The 19,002-nt window shown below is 39.0% G+C and carries 19 protein-coding genes; 11 read left to right on the top strand and 8 right to left on the bottom strand.

All coding sequences use genetic code 11. The annotated features are described in order from the left end of the window. The first annotated feature begins 36 nt into the window (after positions 1-36). The 6 genes from ANA_RS22710 (at position 37) to ANA_RS28660 (ending at position 2,928) form a co-directional block, all read left to right on the top strand. Positions 37-381, top strand: coding sequence for a hypothetical protein (locus ANA_RS22710; protein ID WP_015081622.1), 345 nt, complete (start codon positions 37-39; stop codon positions 379-381). Between the two features lie 172 nt (positions 382-553). Then, positions 554-832 carry a hypothetical protein gene (locus ANA_RS22705; RefSeq protein ID WP_015081621.1) on the top strand — a complete coding sequence of 93 codons (279 nt, stop codon included), beginning with the start codon at positions 554-556 and terminating at the stop codon, positions 830-832. 93 nt (positions 833-925) lie between these two features. Continuing rightward, positions 926-1,201: a hypothetical protein gene (locus ANA_RS22700; RefSeq protein WP_015081620.1), complete on the top strand. Its 276-nt coding sequence runs from the start codon at positions 926-928 to the stop codon at positions 1,199-1,201. Between the two features lie 86 nt (positions 1,202-1,287). Then, positions 1,288-1,497: a hypothetical protein gene (locus ANA_RS22695; protein ID WP_015081619.1), complete on the top strand. Its 210-nt coding sequence runs from the start codon at positions 1,288-1,290 to the stop codon at positions 1,495-1,497. Between the two features lie 2 nt (positions 1,498-1,499). After that, complete coding sequence (locus tag ANA_RS22690; RefSeq protein WP_015081618.1) at positions 1,500-2,543, top strand: DUF5131 family protein; 1,044 nt, start codon at positions 1,500-1,502, stop codon at positions 2,541-2,543. Between the two features lie 325 nt (positions 2,544-2,868). Next, positions 2,869-2,928 (top strand): zinc finger domain-containing protein, encoded by a 60-nt coding sequence (locus tag ANA_RS28660; RefSeq protein WP_083881545.1) that lies wholly within the window; start codon positions 2,869-2,871, stop codon positions 2,926-2,928. Between the two features lie 672 nt (positions 2,929-3,600). Here the strand turns inward: ANA_RS28660 and ANA_RS22680 are convergent. Then, a complete protein-coding gene (locus ANA_RS22680) occupies positions 3,601-3,783 on the bottom strand; it encodes a hypothetical protein (protein ID WP_148279160.1) in 183 nt (60 codons plus the stop codon). Between the two features lie 61 nt (positions 3,784-3,844). Here ANA_RS22680 and ANA_RS22675 point away from each other — a divergent pair, with 61 nt between their 5' ends. Then, positions 3,845-4,357 (top strand): thermonuclease family protein, encoded by a 513-nt coding sequence (locus ANA_RS22675; RefSeq protein ID WP_148279159.1) that lies wholly within the window; start codon positions 3,845-3,847, stop codon positions 4,355-4,357. On the opposite strand, the gene ANA_RS22670 is transcribed toward ANA_RS22675, so the two are convergent. Both ANA_RS22670 and ade read right to left on the bottom strand, forming a co-directional pair. Continuing rightward, the gene (locus tag ANA_RS22670; protein ID WP_015081615.1) at positions 4,358-5,185 is read right to left on the bottom strand and encodes a hypothetical protein; all 828 of its coding nucleotides are present in this window, start codon (positions 5,183-5,185) and stop codon (positions 4,358-4,360) included. It lies immediately after the preceding gene. 141 nt (positions 5,186-5,326) lie between these two features. Further along, positions 5,327-6,955: an adenine deaminase gene (ade, locus tag ANA_RS22665; RefSeq protein ID WP_015081614.1), complete on the bottom strand. Its 1,629-nt coding sequence runs from the start codon at positions 6,953-6,955 to the stop codon at positions 5,327-5,329. 552 nt (positions 6,956-7,507) lie between these two features. Here ade and ANA_RS22660 point away from each other — a divergent pair. Together ANA_RS22660 and ANA_RS22655 are read left to right on the top strand one after the other, a co-directional pair. Continuing rightward, positions 7,508-8,257: a ParA family protein gene (locus ANA_RS22660; RefSeq protein WP_015081613.1), complete on the top strand. Its 750-nt coding sequence runs from the start codon at positions 7,508-7,510 to the stop codon at positions 8,255-8,257. Continuing rightward, positions 8,257-9,168, top strand: a complete 912-nt coding sequence (locus tag ANA_RS22655) for a ParB/RepB/Spo0J family partition protein (protein WP_015081612.1) — start codon at positions 8,257-8,259, stop codon at positions 9,166-9,168. Before ANA_RS22660 ends, ANA_RS22655 begins: the two co-directional genes overlap by 1 nt. A 34-nt stretch (positions 9,169-9,202) precedes the next feature. On the opposite strand, the gene ANA_RS22650 is transcribed toward ANA_RS22655, so the two are convergent. Beyond that, the gene (locus ANA_RS22650; RefSeq protein WP_256380224.1) at positions 9,203-9,508 is read right to left on the bottom strand and encodes a bifunctional DNA primase/polymerase; all 306 of its coding nucleotides are present in this window, start codon (positions 9,506-9,508) and stop codon (positions 9,203-9,205) included. A gap of 431 nt (positions 9,509-9,939) precedes the next feature. Between ANA_RS22650 and ANA_RS22645 the strand changes: the two genes are divergently transcribed. Together ANA_RS22645 and ANA_RS22640 are read left to right on the top strand one after the other, a co-directional pair. After that, positions 9,940-13,404: a caspase family protein gene (locus ANA_RS22645; RefSeq protein WP_015081610.1), complete on the top strand. Its 3,465-nt coding sequence runs from the start codon at positions 9,940-9,942 to the stop codon at positions 13,402-13,404. Positions 13,405-13,649: 245 nt separating this feature from the next. Continuing rightward, positions 13,650-16,292: a CHAT domain-containing tetratricopeptide repeat protein gene (locus tag ANA_RS22640; RefSeq protein WP_015081609.1), complete on the top strand. Its 2,643-nt coding sequence runs from the start codon at positions 13,650-13,652 to the stop codon at positions 16,290-16,292. An 82-nt stretch (positions 16,293-16,374) separates the two neighbouring features. On the opposite strand, the gene ANA_RS22635 is transcribed toward ANA_RS22640, so the two are convergent. The 4 genes from ANA_RS22635 to ANA_RS22625 form a co-directional block, all read right to left on the bottom strand. Further along, the gene (locus tag ANA_RS22635) at positions 16,375-16,752 is read right to left on the bottom strand and encodes a hypothetical protein (RefSeq protein ID WP_015081608.1); all 378 of its coding nucleotides are present in this window, start codon (positions 16,750-16,752) and stop codon (positions 16,375-16,377) included. Positions 16,753-16,912: 160 nt separating this feature from the next. Beyond that, positions 16,913-17,245: a hypothetical protein gene (locus tag ANA_RS28005; protein WP_235082151.1), complete on the bottom strand. Its 333-nt coding sequence runs from the start codon at positions 17,243-17,245 to the stop codon at positions 16,913-16,915. Between the two features lie 6 nt (positions 17,246-17,251). After that, a complete protein-coding gene (locus ANA_RS28000) occupies positions 17,252-17,797 on the bottom strand; it encodes a hypothetical protein (protein WP_235082148.1) in 546 nt (181 codons plus the stop codon). Positions 17,798-17,943: 146 nt separating this feature from the next. Continuing rightward, entirely contained in the window at positions 17,944-18,897 is a 954-nt protein-coding gene (locus ANA_RS22625) for a nucleotidyl transferase AbiEii/AbiGii toxin family protein (protein ID WP_015081607.1), read from the bottom strand. Between the last annotated feature and the right edge of the window lie 105 nt (positions 18,898-19,002).

The raw sequence follows: 19,002 nt of genomic DNA, 5'->3' as shown, positions 1-19,002 counted from the left end.
TCCCGACTCGGCTTTTTTTATGAACCGGAGGACACCATGACATATCAAGTTGAATTAAACACGGAAGCATTATCTAAAAGATTGCAGGATATTGGTACAACCTTATATCAAATCTCCAAAAGAATTGCCGAAATTAAAGGTTCTGGAAAACCCGCAACTTATCATACTTCCACAGGTAAAGCAATTGATGAACCCATGAAAAGTAAATTATCTACGATTCTCGAAATTATAGAAGCTATGGGTGGCAGGGCATACATTGAATGGGATGATGTGGAATCCTTGAATAAGGAAGAATACTTTGTTGATCAACGCATAGATAAGTTAGAGAAATCTATGGAAGAAATGAAATCTTTGCTTCAACAATTAGTTAATAAACAGTAATGTCGGGGTTTTAAGTTTAGCGATGCCTACTGCGAGCGCTTCTTTTTGAGGCGATCGCTGATTTTTTAAATACCCTGTACACCAAATCAACAAAGATGACGTTACCGGAAGGTTATCTGTGAGGACGCTATCGCGCAGAGGTGGTGGTTTTTTATTAATTGCGAAGACACCCATGAATAACATGATAGTTCATTATCAAGGATTCCAAATCGAAATTTATGAAAATCATCCTACATGGATTGACCAACGATATGCTTCCGAAGTTAGTCTTTCCTCGCATCCTGATTTCTATATATTTGATGGTAACGCTTGTACTCCAGATTTTGCTAGTTGTTTGATTAAATCTCTCAGAAACTGTGATGACCTTGTTAGAGATTATGGGGAAAATAATATGTTTGAACCAACTTTGGTATTGAATCCTCCTGGTTGGAATGATCCAGACAATTTCTAACAAGTAGTTGGCAATACATAAGGGTATTGCTGACTTTTTTAATGCTATCGCTTAATGAATTTGGTTACTTTTGAATAAAAAATAGGGGTTAAAATGTTTGTCAAAACCATCGCAGTCAGCTACGAAAGAAAGTTTAATTTGGGTGACTTTAATAGTGCCACATTAGGTTGTTCAATTTGGGCATCAATATCAGAAGGAGAAAACGAGGATATGTGTACTCAACTTCTCCAAGATAAATGTCGGGAAGCTGTCAGGGAAGAATACAGAAAACTGATTAATAAAGCTGAACCAGTAGAGACTTTCACTGTTAATGGTAATTCCCCTGTTGGTGATGAATTCATCCCAGAAGGTAATACCTATGGCAATTAAATAATAAATAGGCTGGGTTTATCCCGGCTTATTTTTAATGTTGTCACTTAATGATTTTGGTTACTTTTGAATAGTTTGGAGTAAGTATGCAAATAGATAATTTTGATATCAAGACATCCAGTGATGACGAAGAAAATGTTGATTACATTACTGGTGAGAAATGCGAAATTACAATTGGATTTTTCTATGCTGCCCCGGATACCTATAGTGAGCGTTACCTTTACCTGAGTGAACAAACATTGAGGAAAATGTTGGAGTTACTTGAACAAGCTAAAAATCCCAAGTTGGAAGGTTAAAAATGAGCAAAGATTCTAATATTGAATGGACTGGGAATACATGGCCAATAGTAACGGGCTGTGACCCTGATTCGGATGGCTGCGCGAATTGCTATGCAGTGTTGGAAAGTTGGATTCATTCACATCATCCGAACCCCAAAATATCCGACGTTTTTGCAGGAACAGTCAGAAAATCAACCAATGGTAAACTCCAATGGACAGGACAAATTAACCTACAACCCCAACGCTTAAAATGGATTTTGGAATGGGGAAATTGGGAAAACCCCGAACTCGTATTTGTCGCTAATTTGGGGGATTTATTTCATGAAAAAGTTCCCTTTGAGTTCATAGATGAAGCTGTGGCATATATGATCATCGCCCGGTGGAACATTTACCAAATCCTCACCAAACGCCCGGAAATTATGCACCAGTATTTCACCAGTCCTGACCGTCTCCAAAAGATTCAATCTGCATTGGTGAAAGCTAAATCCGAAATACTAGAAACCAAGCTAACAAAACGGGTACGCAAATTGGTTGAGGAAAGTTGCAGATTCTTAGAGGAAACGGAACTCAAGTTACCATTGGATCATCTGTGGTTGGGGTATTCAGTATGCACACAGAAAGACGCTGAAGATGTTTATTATCTGCTAAAAACACCTGCCAAAATTCGTTTTCTCAGTTGTGAACCAGTTTTGGAAGACATTGATTTATCAGAGTATTTAAGCGAGTTTATTGGTGCGGGTATCTGTGATGGCTGCGGTGAACAACGGGATATTCTCTATGCTGTTGACGCTGCACCCGTAGCGGGATTAGCAATTTGTAATCAGTGTAAACCTCAATTAAGTTGGGTAATTATTGGTGGGGAATCTGGTTCTCATGCTAGACAAACTCATATTGAGAATCTGCGATCGCTCACTCACCAATGCCAAAAATCCCAAGTCCCAGTATTCATCAAACAACTCGGAGCAAAACCCATGTTAAATAATGCACCCCACAAAATCAGTGATAAAAAGGGTGGGATTTTAACGGAGTTCCCAGCAGATTTACAGTTACGTCAATTTCCTTAACATCATAGACTCAGGGTTATTCCTGGGTCTTTTTCTAATGCTATCGCTGACTGGTAGCGGTGAATTATCAATTGAAATATTTAATCATGAAAACCATTGTTTTAGACCCCAACAAAATGAACAGAAATCACAGTCTTAAAATATTCGAGAAAATCAATAAAAAACTGCTTAAACAAATCCGTGCTGAAAAGAATTATCAAACCCCCAAAGGTTATATTTCCTGGGATGAATTAAGCGGTATTGTCGGGGTGGGATTATCAACCTGCGATGTCGAATTTGCTAATGCTGACTTTTCGGCGTTTATTCATAGTCATCGAATGTCATTATGGTTTGTTCAGGATGCCCCCCTTTATTGCATTACCCCAGAGTTATTTCATGCTTTTGATAATACCGATGTTCTTCATAAACCAGGGGTATTAACAGGCTGGAAACCATCATTACCGACATTTTTGATAGCGTTGCCCAAAGTATTACAATCACCCAGTGGGGATATAGATTATTTGGTGGTTCACTGTACAAATAACCAACATCCAGAATGGGGAACAGGGAAGTGGAGAGATATTCAAATCCCAGATATTCAGACTGGAAACTTGCACTTTGATTGGTCCACAACCAGCAGCAAAGAAACTGTGTGGATGTCTAGTTGTCAGGTTACAGATAACGGTGATTTGAGTTACAACGATGACAATAATCTTGGTAGGAATACCATTGACGAAGCTGACAGGGAATTTTTAGACAGGGTAAGAAATCTTGTGCTTAATATTCTGTTGTCTTTGGAGTATTCCCCAAGTCTAAATACCGAAGTTTCCGATGGTGAAATTATTGCCAAATCCCAGGGTTTCGGTGTGATTAAGAACCCCAATATTCGTCGGGCTAGATGGTTAGGTAAGGGTTATCAAAGTAAATCTGAGGGTAGCGGTGGTACTCATTCATCACCCCATACTCACTGGCGACGGGGACATTGGCGGGTTTTAGAACCATCTGGTGATAATAAATGGAAACAATCAAAACGGATTTGGATTGAACCTGTTTTAGTTAATGCGTAATAGTTATGGGGTTATTTCCAGACCCCAATTTTATTTTGTTTGGCAATGGTTTTGGCAGTTTCCAGGGAACTTTGATTGGGGCAATTATCCTGTTTTAGTTTAGCCAGTCCTTGCACTAATAATTCCTCTAATACTGTGTAAGTTTCGCTATTGGGGGGATTTTTACCAGATATTAATATGAGAACGATGCCCAACACCCCCAATAAACCGAGTCCCCAAATAAGTTGTTTGTTTATGTTATAATGTTAGAAAAAGATGATGATTGTACCAAATCAAAGAATCAAACCCACCCTGAAATTTATTGCTGATGGGGATACCCTCAAACTCAATTATGAAGGACAAGATTTTCATGGTCGTGCCAGGTGGATTGATGCCCCAGAAATGCAGAAACCCGGACAATATAGTGATAACCCCCAAATATTAAAACATTGGGAATGGGCAATAAAATCTAAAGAGTTTCTTGGAAGTTTAATCACTAGAAAACCCTTGATAATTATTCCCTACGAACTTGATCAATATAATCGGTGGTTATGTGATTGGTATGTTGGCACAGTTTCAGCATCAACTAATATTCAATTACAAATGTGTTTGGCGGGAATGTGTGCTTATTATTTACCATTTCAATATTACAGTTTTCCGACGACAAGAGAATTAAGTTTGTACACAGGAATCATTAAAAACTGTGCAAAAGCTTATAAATTAAAGTCTGGGTTTTGGAAAGAGGATAAATTCATGTTACCCCACGAAATCAAAAGCTTAAAACTATAATTACTGTTTTCTTTCAATGGGTATGAAGTGTTCTAAGTTCAATAATCTCACACCCAAATCTATAACAAAGATTCCTGTCATTTGGAGGATAATAAACACTATTAGCCAAGATTTTAACCCACCAGGGATGCTAGTAATAATCCCCACAATTTTAGATAAATCATTGATTTTATTTCTGCTTTCTGCAAGTTGTTCCCAGTTCTCATCATCGTTTTGTTGATAAACTTCTAATGCTTTGACTCTGCTCATCAATGAAGAATCTTCCCATAAAAGCATTTTTTCGACTTGTTGCAGTTTGGCAGAATTTTCCCTAACTTGAACTTCTAATCTAATTAATGTTTCAATTGATTGTCGGTCAACAATGGGATTTTCAGTTAAAGATTTAACAAGAAATTCTAACTCATCAGTAGAATGTCTTCCCGCCCCTGACTTAATAGCTTCAGGAATAGCCCTGAGTAATATTCCATTTCTCTCATTAGATGCTTTAAGTTTTTCCTCTAGGTGTTTTCTTTCAGTAATATCAACAGCTTGATTGACAATAAAAAACTCGTGTCGTTTAGACGAAACAGCTAAACAAGTACCTTCAAAATAATACTCCCAAGTTATTTCAGTTCCCACTGGGGAGTCAAGTAATTGCTGCATTTGCACACTTTGCTTTTTGCAACTTCCACCCGCCAGCATTCCCTTGATATTCTCTTTCTCTAGGTTAAACAAAGCAGATAGTTTGTTATTAACCGTAAGATACGTCAGATTTAAGTCAACAATTGAAATAAACCCCGGCATGGCTTCTATAAATTCAATTTGATATGCCTCTTTGTCTGGATTCATAATTTTAATTTAAAAACTTAATTTCTATTTTATTCCTAATATTTTAAATTGGCATAAATTTGGGTATAAATTTGATTTTGAATATATGATCAAAACCAGCGATTATACCCTATGAAAATATTGATTTTTGCAAGTTAAAATCTAATCAATCCACAACGACACAAACCGGAAATCTTGACCACTAAATAACCCCCGGTCACTGAGTTTTAAGTCTGGGATCACCAACAATGCCATAAATGAAAGTGTCATGAATGGTGCAGTCAGTTTTGACCCTAATCGTTTTGCCCCTGCATCAAGTTCTGCATACTGTTTTGCTACCTCATAACCATCAGCATCACTCATCAACCCAGCCACAGCTAAAGGTAATACATGAACTACATTGTTTTCTGCTACTGCAATACCCCCGTGACACTGAATCAGGGCATTTACCGCTGCACAGATTTCCGCATCGCTTGTCCCCACTGCCACAATGTTATGGGAATCATGCGCCACACTCGATGCTATCGCCCCCCGTTTCAATCCAAAATTCTGCACTAATGCCACCGTCGGCTGTGTGTCTTGATACCGATTAACAACCGTAATTTTTAGGATATCTGCGTTTAAGTCAGCTATAACCTCACCGTTTTTAATATGTGCTGGTACACACTTTTCCCCTGTAATTAATTGTCCATCGGTAACGGTGATCACTCTAACTGTTGCCCCCTTGGCAGTTATTGCAAAGTCCCCCGGTGTTTTTGAAGTAGTGATAAATTTATTGATAGGTTTGACAGGAACAAATGGTAACAAAGTTGACCCTGTTTTTGCTGTTAATATTCCCTGACAATAGGTAGCCAACACCGTGAAATCTTGTAAATTATCAACAACAATCAAATCTGCACTATCACCAACTTGTAGTAACCCCACATTCAAATTGTAATGTTTGACGGGGTTCACACAGGCAATTTGCAGCACATTCATCACATCATGACCTAATGCCACAGCCCGTTTTACCAGTAGATTTATATGACCATTAACTAAATCATCAGGGTGTTTATCATCACTACAAAACATACAATCTGCTGCATGGGAATCAATCAAACTGTGTAGGGCATCAAAGTTTTTAGCTGCTGAACCCTCCCTAATCTGTATCTTCATTCCCAATGTTAATTTCTCTACAGCTTCGTTCAGTGTGGAACATTCATGATCAGTGGTAATTTCAGCATTTGCATATTTACGTAATCCTGTACCAGATAACCCCGGTGCATGGCCATCAATGGGTAGTCCCAGACTTTGCGCTAGGTGAATCTTGTCCATCATTTCTGGATTGTCTGCCAACACCCCCGGTACATTCATGACCTCACTTAAATAGGAAACATCATGTTTAAACAGTTGACGGAAATCGTTTACCGTCAGTTTTGCCCCGGCAGTTTCAAACTCGGTGGCAGGGACACAAGCAGGAAAACCAAAAGCTATTTTAAAGGGAGTTTGCAGAGCATTATTCACCATGAACCGGATACCCTCTAAACCCAACACATTGGCGATTTCGTGGGGGTCAGAGACAGAGGCCACCGTACCATGCACCGTCGCTAATCGGGCAAATTCAGTGGGTACAAGCATCGAGCTTTCGATATGAACATGAGCATCAATAAAACCAGGAAGAATGTACTGTGAGTATTGCCCCTGGTCCTGAACTATGGTTTGAATCTGTCCATCCTGAATATAGATAGTACCGGGAAAAATGGTGCGGTGGAGAACATCTACTATATTGCCGACAAGAGTAAAATTTTTCATGATTTTATCGTTAAACAATAACTAAAGGTAGAGTTTTTATGACAAAAAAATGCAATAATAACAATACCTTAGTCAAATTACGAGGGTGAGATGATAATGCTTTAACCATGAACTCCCGTTCCTCGCTCTTGCTTGGCAAAAACAATCACCCCTAAAAATTCCTTAAAGGTTTCCGACAAGGATTTTTTAAATGTATTGACGGTAGGATAAGGGTTTTAGATTCTAAACTACCTTTTCATCGAAACGCTTATATATGATTATTTTTGCCGTTTTTGCCAAAAATTATCAAGGCTCTTATTTTGGCAATAGTATTGAATAAAGTAAGGATTTTGTTAATGAATAACCCCTGATTTTTCCTGACTCTCAAGTATAGTCCTTTCAAGGTGACTAACGGAAATACGTCATTTCATTACTATCATCTTGAATCTTCCGCTCATATTTTGGTTTTTTTGAAGGTTGAAACAACCAATCTTCTTTCAAAATTTCACCACCTTGAAAGGGCTACTCTCAAGTATTACCATAAACTGTAGAACCAAGAATTTAAAGAAAATTGTGACTAAAATTATTGCTATTTTCAATCAAGCCGGTGGGGTGATGAAAACCAGTCTGACGATGAATTTGGGTTATCATCTTTCCCTCAAACATAAAGTTTTATTGGTGGATACTGACCCCCAGGCATCCCTGACAACTTTTATGGGACTTGAACCCCATGAACTTGAAGAAATCGTTGCTGACTCACTACTCACACCAGAGACTAAATTACCAATTCACCACAATTTACATGGTATGGATTTAGCCCCGGCTAATATTACCCTCAGTGCGGTCGAATTACAACTCTCTGCGGTTATGGCCAGGGAACTACGACTCAAACAAGCTTTAGAACCCATTTTAAATAACTACGATTTCATTTTGATTGATTGTCCTCCCTCTTTAGGTATCCTCAGTATTCTCGGACTCTGTGCTGCTACTCATGTTTTAGTACCAGTTCAGACTCATTACAAAGCATTCAAGGGAACGGAGTTATTGTTGGATAGCATCAAACAGGTGAAGAAACATATCAATCCGAAATTAGCGATCGCCGGATTTGTGCCAACCTTGTACGTAAACGCCAACCAAGACAAAGTAATTTTGGAGGCTTTGGAACAGCAGTTATCACCACTAGCCAAAGTTTATCCGAAAATACCCCGTGCCACGGCCTTTGCCGATGCGGTGATGAATAGTCAACCATTGGCTGTGTATGACCCCAAACATCCAGCGATCGCAGTTCTGAAAAAGATAGCATTGGGGATGGAGAAACTGTAATGGTCAAGAAACCTTTAGAACTCCCAAAAATGCGTGGTGTGGAAGATTTGTTGAGTATGGATGTGGAATCAGAATCACCAACTGCCACCGTTAATATTGATAAAATTCGTTTACCTGCTCAACAACCCCGACGGTATTTTGACCCTGAGAAACTCAGTCAATTGGTGCAGTCAGTTAAAGAACACGGGATTTTACAACCTTTGTTGGTGCGTGCTGTTAATGGTGAATTTGAGTTAGTCGCTGGTGAACGCCGACTCCGGGCGGCCAAAGAAGCGGGGTTGACGGAAGTACCAATTATCACCAAGGAATTATCTGACCTCCAAACCCTGCAAATCGCTTTACTGGAAAACCTGCAACGGGAAGATTTAAACCCAGTTGAAGAAACCGAGGGGATTCTAGAACTACTCAGTATTGAACTTGATGTAAATTCTGGTGAGGTTATATCAATTCTCAATCAAGTCGCCAACGCCAAAAAACGGGGATTAGAACTGACGGAAAACGTTTCCCGTCAACTGGAAATTATTGAATCAGTGTTGTCAGGTGTGGGGAGATTCAGTGCTGAAAGTTTTCGGACTAGTCGTTTACCATTATTGAATTTACCCGATGATGTATTGGAAATATTGCGGCAGGGGAAAATAGAATACACCAAAGCCAGAGCGATCGCTAAACTCAAAGATGACGGTGAACGTAGGGAACTACTGGATAAAGTTCTTAATGAAAATCTATCTTTAAGTGAGATTAAGCAGTTAGTAAAGGAATTAACCCCAGGGAAAATCACAGCCAAAGAAACATTGAATGCTAAATATTCCGAGATTGGTAAACGGTTGAAGAATGCTCAGGTGTGGGAAGATGCTAAAAAAACCAAAAAGCTAGAGAAATTGTTGGGGGAGTTAGAGAAATTGTTGGAATAGAAACCAGGAAACTTGTAGGTCAGGTTATTAGTAATTACAGAAAATATTGCGCCCTTCCTGGTTGTCCTGATGTAAATGCAACTGTGGTGGGTAGTGGTTGATAAGCGATAATTGCTGCATGGGTGCTGTATCCATCACAGTCTATGGCGATTAAAAATTCCTGGGAGTTTTGACCGCAAAGTACACCAATACCTGTGGGGGTTACTGTGTAAAAACCGTGATGGCGGGTTCTGACTGGTACTTTTTCATATTGCTGGAGTTGGTTCAGCAATCCTTGAGGAGACCAGGGATGTTGTTCCCATTGATACCCTAATGGTCTTTTCCCTTGGGTGGGGATGATAGGCCAGTGTGGAGGGAGTAGTTTTAAGGTGTCAATCAGTTTTTGGGTTTGTGGTTTTTTTCAGCATGGGTTTGAATATTGATTGGGGTTGCAAATAGGTGAAAGAAGCTGAACCTAAGTTACTGTGCTGGTTGTTCAGGATTTATTGCTTGTTCAAAGAGTAGTAAATAAATAACCAAAGCTGGGATCAAATTTTGATTTACTAGTTATGTCTGCGTTAGCAGATAGTAATACTATAGGACTCCTATTTGATTTCTGAACGCTTTCTATTCCCTACCCTCATGAGTCGTAAAGATACTCAAATAGTAGTATCACTTAGGCATATACTTAGGTGATTAGTAAATTTTATTCATCTATGTTGATTTAGAATGCTGTTTATTGCTGCATAAAAGTATGATATTTAATAAATATAAATCAATTTTCAATAAAGTATGACTCATAGTATTTACGCCCTATTAGTGGGAATTGATCACTACGCTCCAGATTCAGTTATTCAAGTGAATCAATTACAAGGCTGTGTTAATGACATAACAGCAATGAAAGAGTATCTTAACGAACGATCTGATAAAGAAAAATATAAGTTGAATTTACTAACACTTAAGAATGAGCAAGCAACTCGTCATGCAGTTATTGATGGCTTCCGTAACCATCTTTGTCAAGCTAGGAACAACGATGTAGTTATGTTTTACTACAGTGGACATGGTTCTCAAGAACTAGCACCGGAGGAGTTTCGGCATTTAGAGCCAGACCGACTTAATGAAACTTTGGTTTGTTATGATAGTCGCACTGAAGGTGGTTGGGGTTTAGCAGATAAAGAGTTGGCACAACTGATTGCTGAAGTATCAGAAAAAAAGCCACATATCTGCATTATTCTTGATAGCTGTCATTCAGGTTCTGGAACAAGAGATCCCTTACAAGAAACGGGAGTACGTCTTACCAGCATAGATAAACGAAATCGACCTTTAAATAGTTATCTCCCTGAATTGCAGCAACAGATCAAAAACTCATTGACTTATAGTAGTCTTAAGGATCATCCTTCTGGCTGGAAAATACTTACAGGTTCTCATGTTTTACTAGCTGCTTGTCGAGATAGTGAAGTAGCGAAAGAAATAAACGGGAATGGTAAACAGAGGGGAGCTTTTTCTTATTGTTTATTAGAGACGTTAAAACAAGCCAAAGGAAACATATCCTATCAATATTTGTTTAGAGAAGCAAAATCCTTAGTTAACAATCAGGTTACACTTCAGTCTCCTCAACTTGAAGTTAATTATTCAGAGGCTGAAGACCAAATTTTCCTTAAAGGTACAATCGCAGAACGTAGTCATTATTTTACAGTCAGTTATAGCCAAGAACATCATAATTGGGTGATTGATGGTGGTGGTGTTCATGGCGTTCAAAGTCCTTCTGGAGATGAAAAAACGTTACTCGCACTTTTCCCTTCTAACAGCAATGTTGAAGACCTACATGATCCTTCTCAATCTCTTGGTGAGGCAGCAGTAACTTTGGTGTTACCCGCCATCAGTTACATTAAAGTCCTAGATCCTGATAAGAAAAAGACATTTAAAGCGGTTATCATCAGTCTGCCTCTTCCACCTTTAGCAGTTTATTTAGAGGGTGAAGAAGATGGAGTGAAATTGGCACGCCAAGCAATGGAGTCAGCAGGTTTGAACAACCACAACCAATCCTCAGCCTATGTCCGTGAAGAGGAAGAACTTGCTAAAGCCCACTTTCGTCTATTATGTCGCAAGAACCAGTATTTAATTGTCCGACCTCAAGATGACCACCCCTTGGTAGCTCAAATTGATGGTTACACTCAAGACAATGCCCAAAAAGCAATTCAACGCTTAGAACATATTGCTCGCTGGAGTGCGATCGCTCAACTCGGAGGTTCTGGTAATGGTGTAATTAAAGAGGGTGACATAGAGATGGAACTTATCTTTGGCGATCAGGACTTATCTCCTGAAGAGACTCGTTTGGAGTACAAACTAAGGGAGGACGGTACAAAAGAACCATCTACTGTTCAAATAAAACTCACTAATAAAAGTGATAAGCTACTTTACTGTAGCTTGCTCCTCCTCACAGACCTGTTCGCAGTCGAAGTCCCTTTTAACGGAATGGAAGCGGGTTATATTCAGCTTTCTCCAAAAGGAGAACCTTATATCTCTGAAGAGGGAATATTAACCTTACCAGATGAGTTGCCTGAAAAAATTACCGAGTATAACAACACCATTAAGTTGATTGTTAGTACCGCCGAGTTTGATGCCAGATTGTTAACTCAGAACAAACTTGATGCGCCTAAAGACGCGAAAGGAGGAGTAGATCGAGGGGTAATCAATCAAAATAGCTTAAATCGTCTCATGAATAAGGTTCAAAATCGTGAGTGGAAAAAAGCCAAACTACAGAACTATCAAGATTGGATTACCAAGCAAGTCACAATTACCACTGTACGTCTCTTGGATACCAAATCTGTTTCTAACGCAGACTCGCAAAATTTAGGTTCAGGGGTCAGGTTACAGCCCCATCCGAGCTTAAAGGCTAAGGCTCGTTTAACTACTGTACCTCAAGCCAGTCGCAGTCTAGAAAAAGTTATTTTACCACCTATTCTGCGAGAAGACCCTCAAGTAACTCAGCCATTTCAATTTACCATCAGTCGTGGCACTGATCCGGGGTTAAGTGTATTGGAACTCACTGATGTGGAAAACCCTGAAGTTGTCACCAAAACACACCCTTTAAGATTGTTGACTGATATTCCACTAGGAGAAGGTGAACACCTTTTACCTATCGCCTATGATGGTGAGTTTTACTTGCCATTAGGTTATGGGACAACAATTGAAGATGAAAACGGCAACGCGCAAACGGAAATTAAGTTAGAACGATTGTCAACCCCATACAGTGGAGATAGAGACGTAGTAGGCTCTATTTGGATGTGTTTTGTAAAGGTGATCGGCGAAAAGCTGGGTCGAAAGTTTGACGGTTATCATCTCAGGGCGGTTAAAGTTGCTGAAGATCAAACCGTAACTCCTGTAGAAAATATCAAAGACCAGGTAAAAAATGCAAATCGTATCTTGCTCTACGTTCACGGGATTTTGGGTGATACCAAAGATATGGTCAAGAGTGTTCAAAGGGCGAAAGTTTCAGTAGACGGGCAAGAAAGCCCCCTCAATGACCTTTATGACCTAGTTCTAACTTTTGACTACGAGAACATTAACACTGACATTCCAGAAATTGCTCGCATTCTCAAAAAGAAACTTGAAGATGTAGATTTGACAGTCAATCACGGTAAAGTTCTACATATTGTCGCTCATTCTATGGGAGGGTTAGTTTCCCGTTGGTTTATTGAGCGAGAAGGAGGTAATCAGGTTGTCCAACATTTAGTGATGTTAGGAACGCCCAATGCAGGTTCTCCTTGGCCAACGGTTCAAGATTTGGCGACAGTGGCTTTGGGAATTGGACTTAATAGCCTGTCTACGGTTGCTTGGCCAGTAAAAGTGCTAGGAGGACTGGCTAGTGGGCTGGAAGCAGTGGATGTGACTCTAGACCAGATGAAGCCTAGTTCTCCGTTTCTTAGAACCTTAGCAGCAAGTCCCGATCCTGGTATTCCGTATTCAGTGATTGCTGGTAATACCTCTATTAAGAGGGCAGCAATGGAGGAAGAAGGGGGAAAAGCGAGCCGATTAAAGCGACTGATACAAAAGTTAGGCACTCAAGTTGTGGAATTTCCTTTCTTTGGTCAACCAAATGATATTGCTGTGAAAGTGGACAGCATTCAGAGTATTCCAGAAGGAAGAATGATTCCTCCCAATATCCAAGAAGTGGCTTGTGACCATCTGACTTACTTTGTTGAAAGTTCAGAATCTCTCAAGTATTTAAGTAAATATCTCATTCAAAAAAAGTAACCAATTAAACGGAAAAAGTAGGAATTTTTGTTTTACTTTTGCCATACAGCAGGGAACAGAGAACAGGGTTAAAAGTCTCTTTGCATAAAGCCTTGTTCCTAAAATCTGTACCTCATATATCTGAAATAGGCTGTGTTTAATTCAAATGAGGTAATAATTAAACTCTCTGGGAGTATCTTGTCCACTAAATTCGCACCTCATATCTTTGGAAACTATTGTATAAATAATTTTGTAACTGAACAATCATGAATTATAGACAACTCCAAGAGCAAGCGAGACAACTGTTTGAACAAGGGATGCAGCAAATACGGAGTCGTACTCACGAAGCTGCTGTAAATAATTTGAACGAAGCCCTAAATATCTACCAGAATATCCAAGATCGGCAAGGTGAAGCAGAGACTTTATTTTGGTTAGGAAATGCTTACTTTGCTGTTGCGAACTATGATGAAGTAATTAATTTTTATAACCAATCTTTAGCCATTGCTAGAGAAATTAATTATCAGTGGTTAGAGAATCTGGTTCAGCAAGCTTTAGCTGGATTTGCAATTAATAATAATCCTCAGCAACAAGAAGCACACCGACTGATGGAAAAAGCTTTCGAGCAAGTTAATACTGGTCAATTGGAAGCCGCAGAACAGTCTTTAAAAAATGCACTAACTATATATCGAGAATTGCAAGATCAAGAACAAGAAGCAAGAGTTTTAGGAAATCTGGGAGCAGTTTGCAATAGCTTAGGTAAATTCTCTGAAGCAATTCAATATCTACAACAATTATTGGAATTTTTCTCACAGCAACCACACCAAGAAACAGGAAAAGCAGATGTTCTAGGAACGCTGGGAATTGCTTACAGGAACTTGGGATACTACGCCGAAGCAATTGACTGCGCTCAACAATGCTTGACTATCAAAGAGCAATGGCGGGACTTCCAAGGTGTGTCCGGTGCATTAGAAAGTATTGGACTAGCTTACTATTTCTTGGGAGAATACGATCAAGCGATTGAATACTATGAAAATAGTCTTGAGTTTGCCAACTATCTCCAAGAACCTCGTAATAAGGTGAAAACTTTAAATAATACGGGAATAGTTTATTCTGCTAAGGGAGATTTTACCAAAGCAAAGGATTACCAAGAGCAGAGTCTAAACCTCGCCCAACAAATCCAAGACCCCATAGGTAAAGGGCGTAGCTTAGGAAATTTAGGTAATATTTCCCAGCACTTGGGAGACTATGCTCAAGCGATTAACTATCAGCAACAATATTTGGATCTCGCCCGCATATACAAAGATCGCCAAGGAGAGGGGATTGCTTTGGGCGGTCTGGGACTTAGTTACTATTACCAAGAAGAATATACCCAAGCACTTAATTATACTCTAAAGAGTTTAGAGATTGCTAGAGAAATCAAAGACCTCGATGCTGAAGGGAATGCACTGAACAATTTAGGTGGTATTCACTTCAAATTTGGTAATTTTGGGGAAGCAGAAAAATTTCTTTGCACTGCAATGCAAGCCTGGGAATCAATAAGGGCAAGATTGGGTGATAATGATGCTTATAAAGTTTCGGTTTTTGAAGAGCAAGCTCGCACTTACCGATTATTACAAAAAGTCCTCATCGCCCAGAATAAAATTACTGAAGCTCTCGAAGTAGCTGAACGGGGACGCGCCCGTGCCTTCGTAGAGTTGTTAGCTTCACGATTATCCCCCACCGAAAACTCTGAATCAACTATTGCTTCACCTACCCTACAGCAAATTAAACAAATCGCTAAAGCTCAAAATGCCACTTTAGTTGAGTATTCGATTATTGGTGATGAATTTAAAGTTCAAGGTAAGCCAGGATTTGCCGACTCAGAACTCTATATTTGGGTAATTAAACCCACAGGGGAAATAGCCTTTCGTAATGTTGACTTAAAACCGTTGTGGCAGACAAACAATACTCTTGAATACCTTGTTCGCCTTACTCGTGATTCTCTGGGTGTAAGAGGTCGAGAATGGAAGCCAGTAGTTCTTAAAAAAACTGATACTGAAGGAGGCGATTTATCACAACGCCTGAAAAAACTTCATCAAATTCTAATTCAACCAATTGCCGATCTATTGCCCACAGAAGATACTGCCAAAGTTATCTTTATGCCTCAAGGCTCTTTGTTTCTCGTTCCTTTCCCTGCTCTCAAAGATGAATCTGGTCAATATTTAATTGAAAAACACACCATTCTCACCGCTCCTTCAGTTCAGGTATTGCAGTTAACACGCCAACAACAAGCAAAAGTGAACCAAGCTGCACTTCAAGAAGTATTGGTATTGGGAAATCCAACTATGCCCAGTCTACCTCACAGAATGGGGGAACAGCCTCAGCCTTTAAACTCTTTACCGGGGGCTAAAAAGGAAGCAGAAGCGATCGCACTTCTTTTTCAGACTCCAGCTATTACAGGAAGCAATGGTACTAAAAAGGTAATAGTAGAGAAAATGCCCAAAGCAAGAATCATTCATCTAGCCACTCACGGATTACTAGATAACGTTCGGGGATTGGGCAGTGCGATCGCCCTAGCTCCTTCTGGTAATGATAATGGTCTGCTTACGGCTGAAGAAATCTTAGACCTCAAACTAAATGCAGAATTAGTGGTTCTCAGTGCCTGTGACACAGGACGAGGCAGATTAACAGGAGACGGAGTGATTGGGCTATCTCGATCCTTTATTTCTGCGGGTGTTCCTAGTGTGATTGTATCTTTATGGGCAATACCTGATTCCCAGACTGTTGAGCTAATGACTAATTTTTATAAACAATTCCAGAAAAACGCTGATAAAGCCGAATCTTTGCGTCAAGCAATGCTAACGACAATGCAACAATATTCTCACCCCAAAAATTGGGCTGCTTTCACCTTAATTGGTGAATCGCACTAATATAAACTTCTTCTATCACTCTAAGTATTGAGTATTGATTAAGGTACAAGTGGGGAGCGTTTTTATTCAGTAGCACCTCCCACTAAGCAATACCAAACCATCCTCCTGTATCCCCTCCAGCCCAACAATCTCCCTGACAAGAGGGGAAAGTCTCGTCTGCCAATTGCTTGAACTCCTCTGCGGCGCTTATATCTTGTCCCTCGTATCCCGCAGGGTGAAAAATTCTGCCTATATACTTTCCTTGTAGACGAATTTGTCCAATTACATAAATGCCTCCGCCAACGCTATAAACCCCATGAACAGCGTTGCGAGAGTAAATAGCAATATAACCTCCATCTTTGCCTAGATAAAGATTTACAGTGGGTAAAATCCGCTCTTGGTAGCCAGAGTAAGGATGATTGATTACACCAACCTCACCTACATATACTCGGAAATCTTGAGGAAGTAATAGGTTGTTCATATAGTTTTTCACAGTTAAACCCCGTCTACGTTGAAACCTATAGTTTTTCTATGGCGAAAACTCAAGTTTTCAAGATGGATGGGGTATATTATGGCTGATTTCAGGTTTTCTCTTCAATATCTTATGAGTAGTCAGATATTGTTCTCCATTATACTGCTGTTCATAGTGAAAAAGAAGCAACATCTCTAGATTTACTTGATTTTCTAGTAGCATCAAGATCCTCTCTCAATATACTCATTTTTGGAGTATAGTTATTTGCAATAACTTCCTTCCGCCACCGTTCCAAATCATTAGTTATCTCTCTCAAAGGTGGCATTTTATTTTGCAGATTATCATCCTTTAAACTCTGTAAAATCAAAAGTTGAAAATATAATTCCCTCTGTTCACCCACAGAAAGCATCTCCTGAGACTTTTCAAGTTTATCTCGAATACCCGCTTTAACCTCGTCTGCATTAACGAGAGAAGAATTAATATGAGAATTATCCCTTTCCACTTGCTGCTATACCTTTTTAAGAGCAGGATGTAAAGGAACTGGTATATCAGCTATATTCTTAACCTCCTTGCTACCATCCCTTGCTTTATCAACTAAACCATACTTTTCCAAATCAAACAAATGAGCATTGCGGGATATAAACTTTAACTGTGTTAAATCCCAATCACTCATATTAAGATAATCTACCTGTTTAACAATACCTTCTGCTGTTTTATAGAGAGTAAAAGATACCATTTCTTCTTGTTCACCCTGATGATTAGTTTTATGTAGCCGCAATTGTGCCACTCCAGCTTCTACATCCCTGGATCTAGAAATCGTGTATTCACCTATAGTTAAAATATCAGACTTAGCTTGTTGTAAAGCAGAATTAAGTAAACCCAATACCTCAGTCTTTCTAAAACTTTCCAACGTTGCAAAAGTCCCAGTAGGTGCTAAAGAACCTAGTTGATTAGCAATATCTCTGATATCTGCATTTTGTAGCTGTGGTAATTTCTTCTCACCCGAAATCTTCTCAGCTACCATCAAAAACTCTTGTCTTTCTACTGCTAACATTTGTGTAGGAGGAACTTTAATTTTTATATACCAAAGACAATAAAGTAATTTTGGGGTTTCATATTATTAAATCAATAAAGTTCTAGTTTATCATATTAAACAAAAACCTTAATAAAATCCTATCAATTAGGATATGCGATTAATTGTTATTCCCCGTCTCGTTGAGATTCGCTAAATATTCTAGTTGTCTTGTTTAAATTAAAATCAGCCGCCATTAAATCAATACCATCAATAATTTTACTAGGTTCGGCAATTCTCAAAGCCGTAAAACATTTGTCTCGATAATTAGGGTGATTTTGGAAAAAGGATATCGCTTTTTTTAAAGGTTCAATTACAGGATAAGCTGATTCTGCCTTCTCAATAGCTGCTTGAGGAATAGGAGAATTGAGCCTTTGCATAGCCAAATCAATTAAATCTCTCGACTCTACCGAGGAATCATTCCATCTGTCAGAATTAGCTAAAAGTTTTTCCGCAAAACTGTCAATTTGATTTAAGCATGGGACAGGCGACCAACTAGGATAATCTGCCTCTCCCAATTCAATCCGTCCTTCCATAATTATCTCAAATTTAATCAGAGTTTCATCAACAATAATGGCAAATCTTATTCCGTACTGGTCAGCTTTAATTTCTCCGGGGAGGTTGAGATTATTTTGAGTGTTAAAAAGGGCATTATATTGATTTTCAGCTATTTTTTGGCGCAGTAATCGGTAGCCAGTACCAGTGGAACAGAGAAAATCTATATCCTTGCTTAATCTATATTCCCCATGATTTAAACTAACCAGAGTCCCACCGCCAAAATACGCGCCACACTCTAATAAAAAATTAGCATTTAATTGATTAAGAACAATTAAAATTTTTCGATGAAATTCCCTTTCAAACATTTTCGCTCCTAACCATGAATGATAATATTGAGCTAATTGTTGCACAAATAAGGCTTCTATTTGGCTCAAGTTGCCTAAAACTCCCCGGTAATGCCACCCGCGTTCATATATTCTCAGCATTTCTAAAGGAGTCAGATTTTCTATATCTTCTCTTTGCCAACATAATTTTTCTAGAAACGGTAATTTCTCTGGAGTTTTAATTTGAGGTTTAATTAACATTGGGGATATACTGGAGTTTAGTATTTTGAATCAGGGAATAGGAAGAAAATTGAAGCAGGAGTCAGGTTTCGCATTGGTAAATAATTATTATAATTGTCAATTAAA

Origin of the sequence: Anabaena sp. 90 (assembly GCF_000312705.1) — a bacterium.
GTDB lineage: Bacteria > Cyanobacteriota > Cyanobacteriia > Cyanobacteriales > Nostocaceae > Dolichospermum > Dolichospermum lemmermannii.
This window is presented reverse-complemented; position numbering and strand designations above follow the sequence as displayed.

Bases quoted from the DNA above. Each gene is read 5' to 3' on its own strand.
- ANA_RS22710 (WP_015081622.1), top strand. From the start codon at position 37: ATGACATATCAAGTTGAATTAAACACGGAAGCATTATCTAAAAGATTG.
- ANA_RS22705 (WP_015081621.1), top strand. From the start codon at position 554: ATGAATAACATGATAGTTCATTATCAAGGATTCCAAATCGAAATTTAT.
- ANA_RS22700 (WP_015081620.1), top strand. From the start codon at position 926: ATGTTTGTCAAAACCATCGCAGTCAGCTACGAAAGAAAGTTTAATTTG.
- ANA_RS22695 (WP_015081619.1), top strand. From the start codon at position 1,288: ATGCAAATAGATAATTTTGATATCAAGACATCCAGTGATGACGAAGAA.
- ANA_RS22690 (WP_015081618.1), top strand. From the start codon at position 1,500: ATGAGCAAAGATTCTAATATTGAATGGACTGGGAATACATGGCCAATA.
- ANA_RS22675 (WP_148279159.1), top strand. From the start codon at position 3,845: ATGATGATTGTACCAAATCAAAGAATCAAACCCACCCTGAAATTTATT.
- ANA_RS22670 (WP_015081615.1), bottom strand. From the start codon at position 5,185: ATGAATCCAGACAAAGAGGCATATCAAATTGAATTTATAGAAGCCATG.
- ade (WP_015081614.1), bottom strand. From the start codon at position 6,955: ATGAAAAATTTTACTCTTGTCGGCAATATAGTAGATGTTCTCCACCGC.
- ANA_RS22655 (WP_015081612.1), top strand. From the start codon at position 8,257: ATGGTCAAGAAACCTTTAGAACTCCCAAAAATGCGTGGTGTGGAAGAT.
- ANA_RS22645 (WP_015081610.1), top strand. From the start codon at position 9,940: ATGACTCATAGTATTTACGCCCTATTAGTGGGAATTGATCACTACGCT.
- ANA_RS22640 (WP_015081609.1), top strand. From the start codon at position 13,650: ATGAATTATAGACAACTCCAAGAGCAAGCGAGACAACTGTTTGAACAA.
- ANA_RS22635 (WP_015081608.1), bottom strand. From the start codon at position 16,752: ATGAACAACCTATTACTTCCTCAAGATTTCCGAGTATATGTAGGTGAG.
- ANA_RS28000 (WP_235082148.1), bottom strand. From the start codon at position 17,797: ATGTTAGCAGTAGAAAGACAAGAGTTTTTGATGGTAGCTGAGAAGATT.
- ANA_RS22625 (WP_015081607.1), bottom strand. From the start codon at position 18,897: ATGTTAATTAAACCTCAAATTAAAACTCCAGAGAAATTACCGTTTCTA.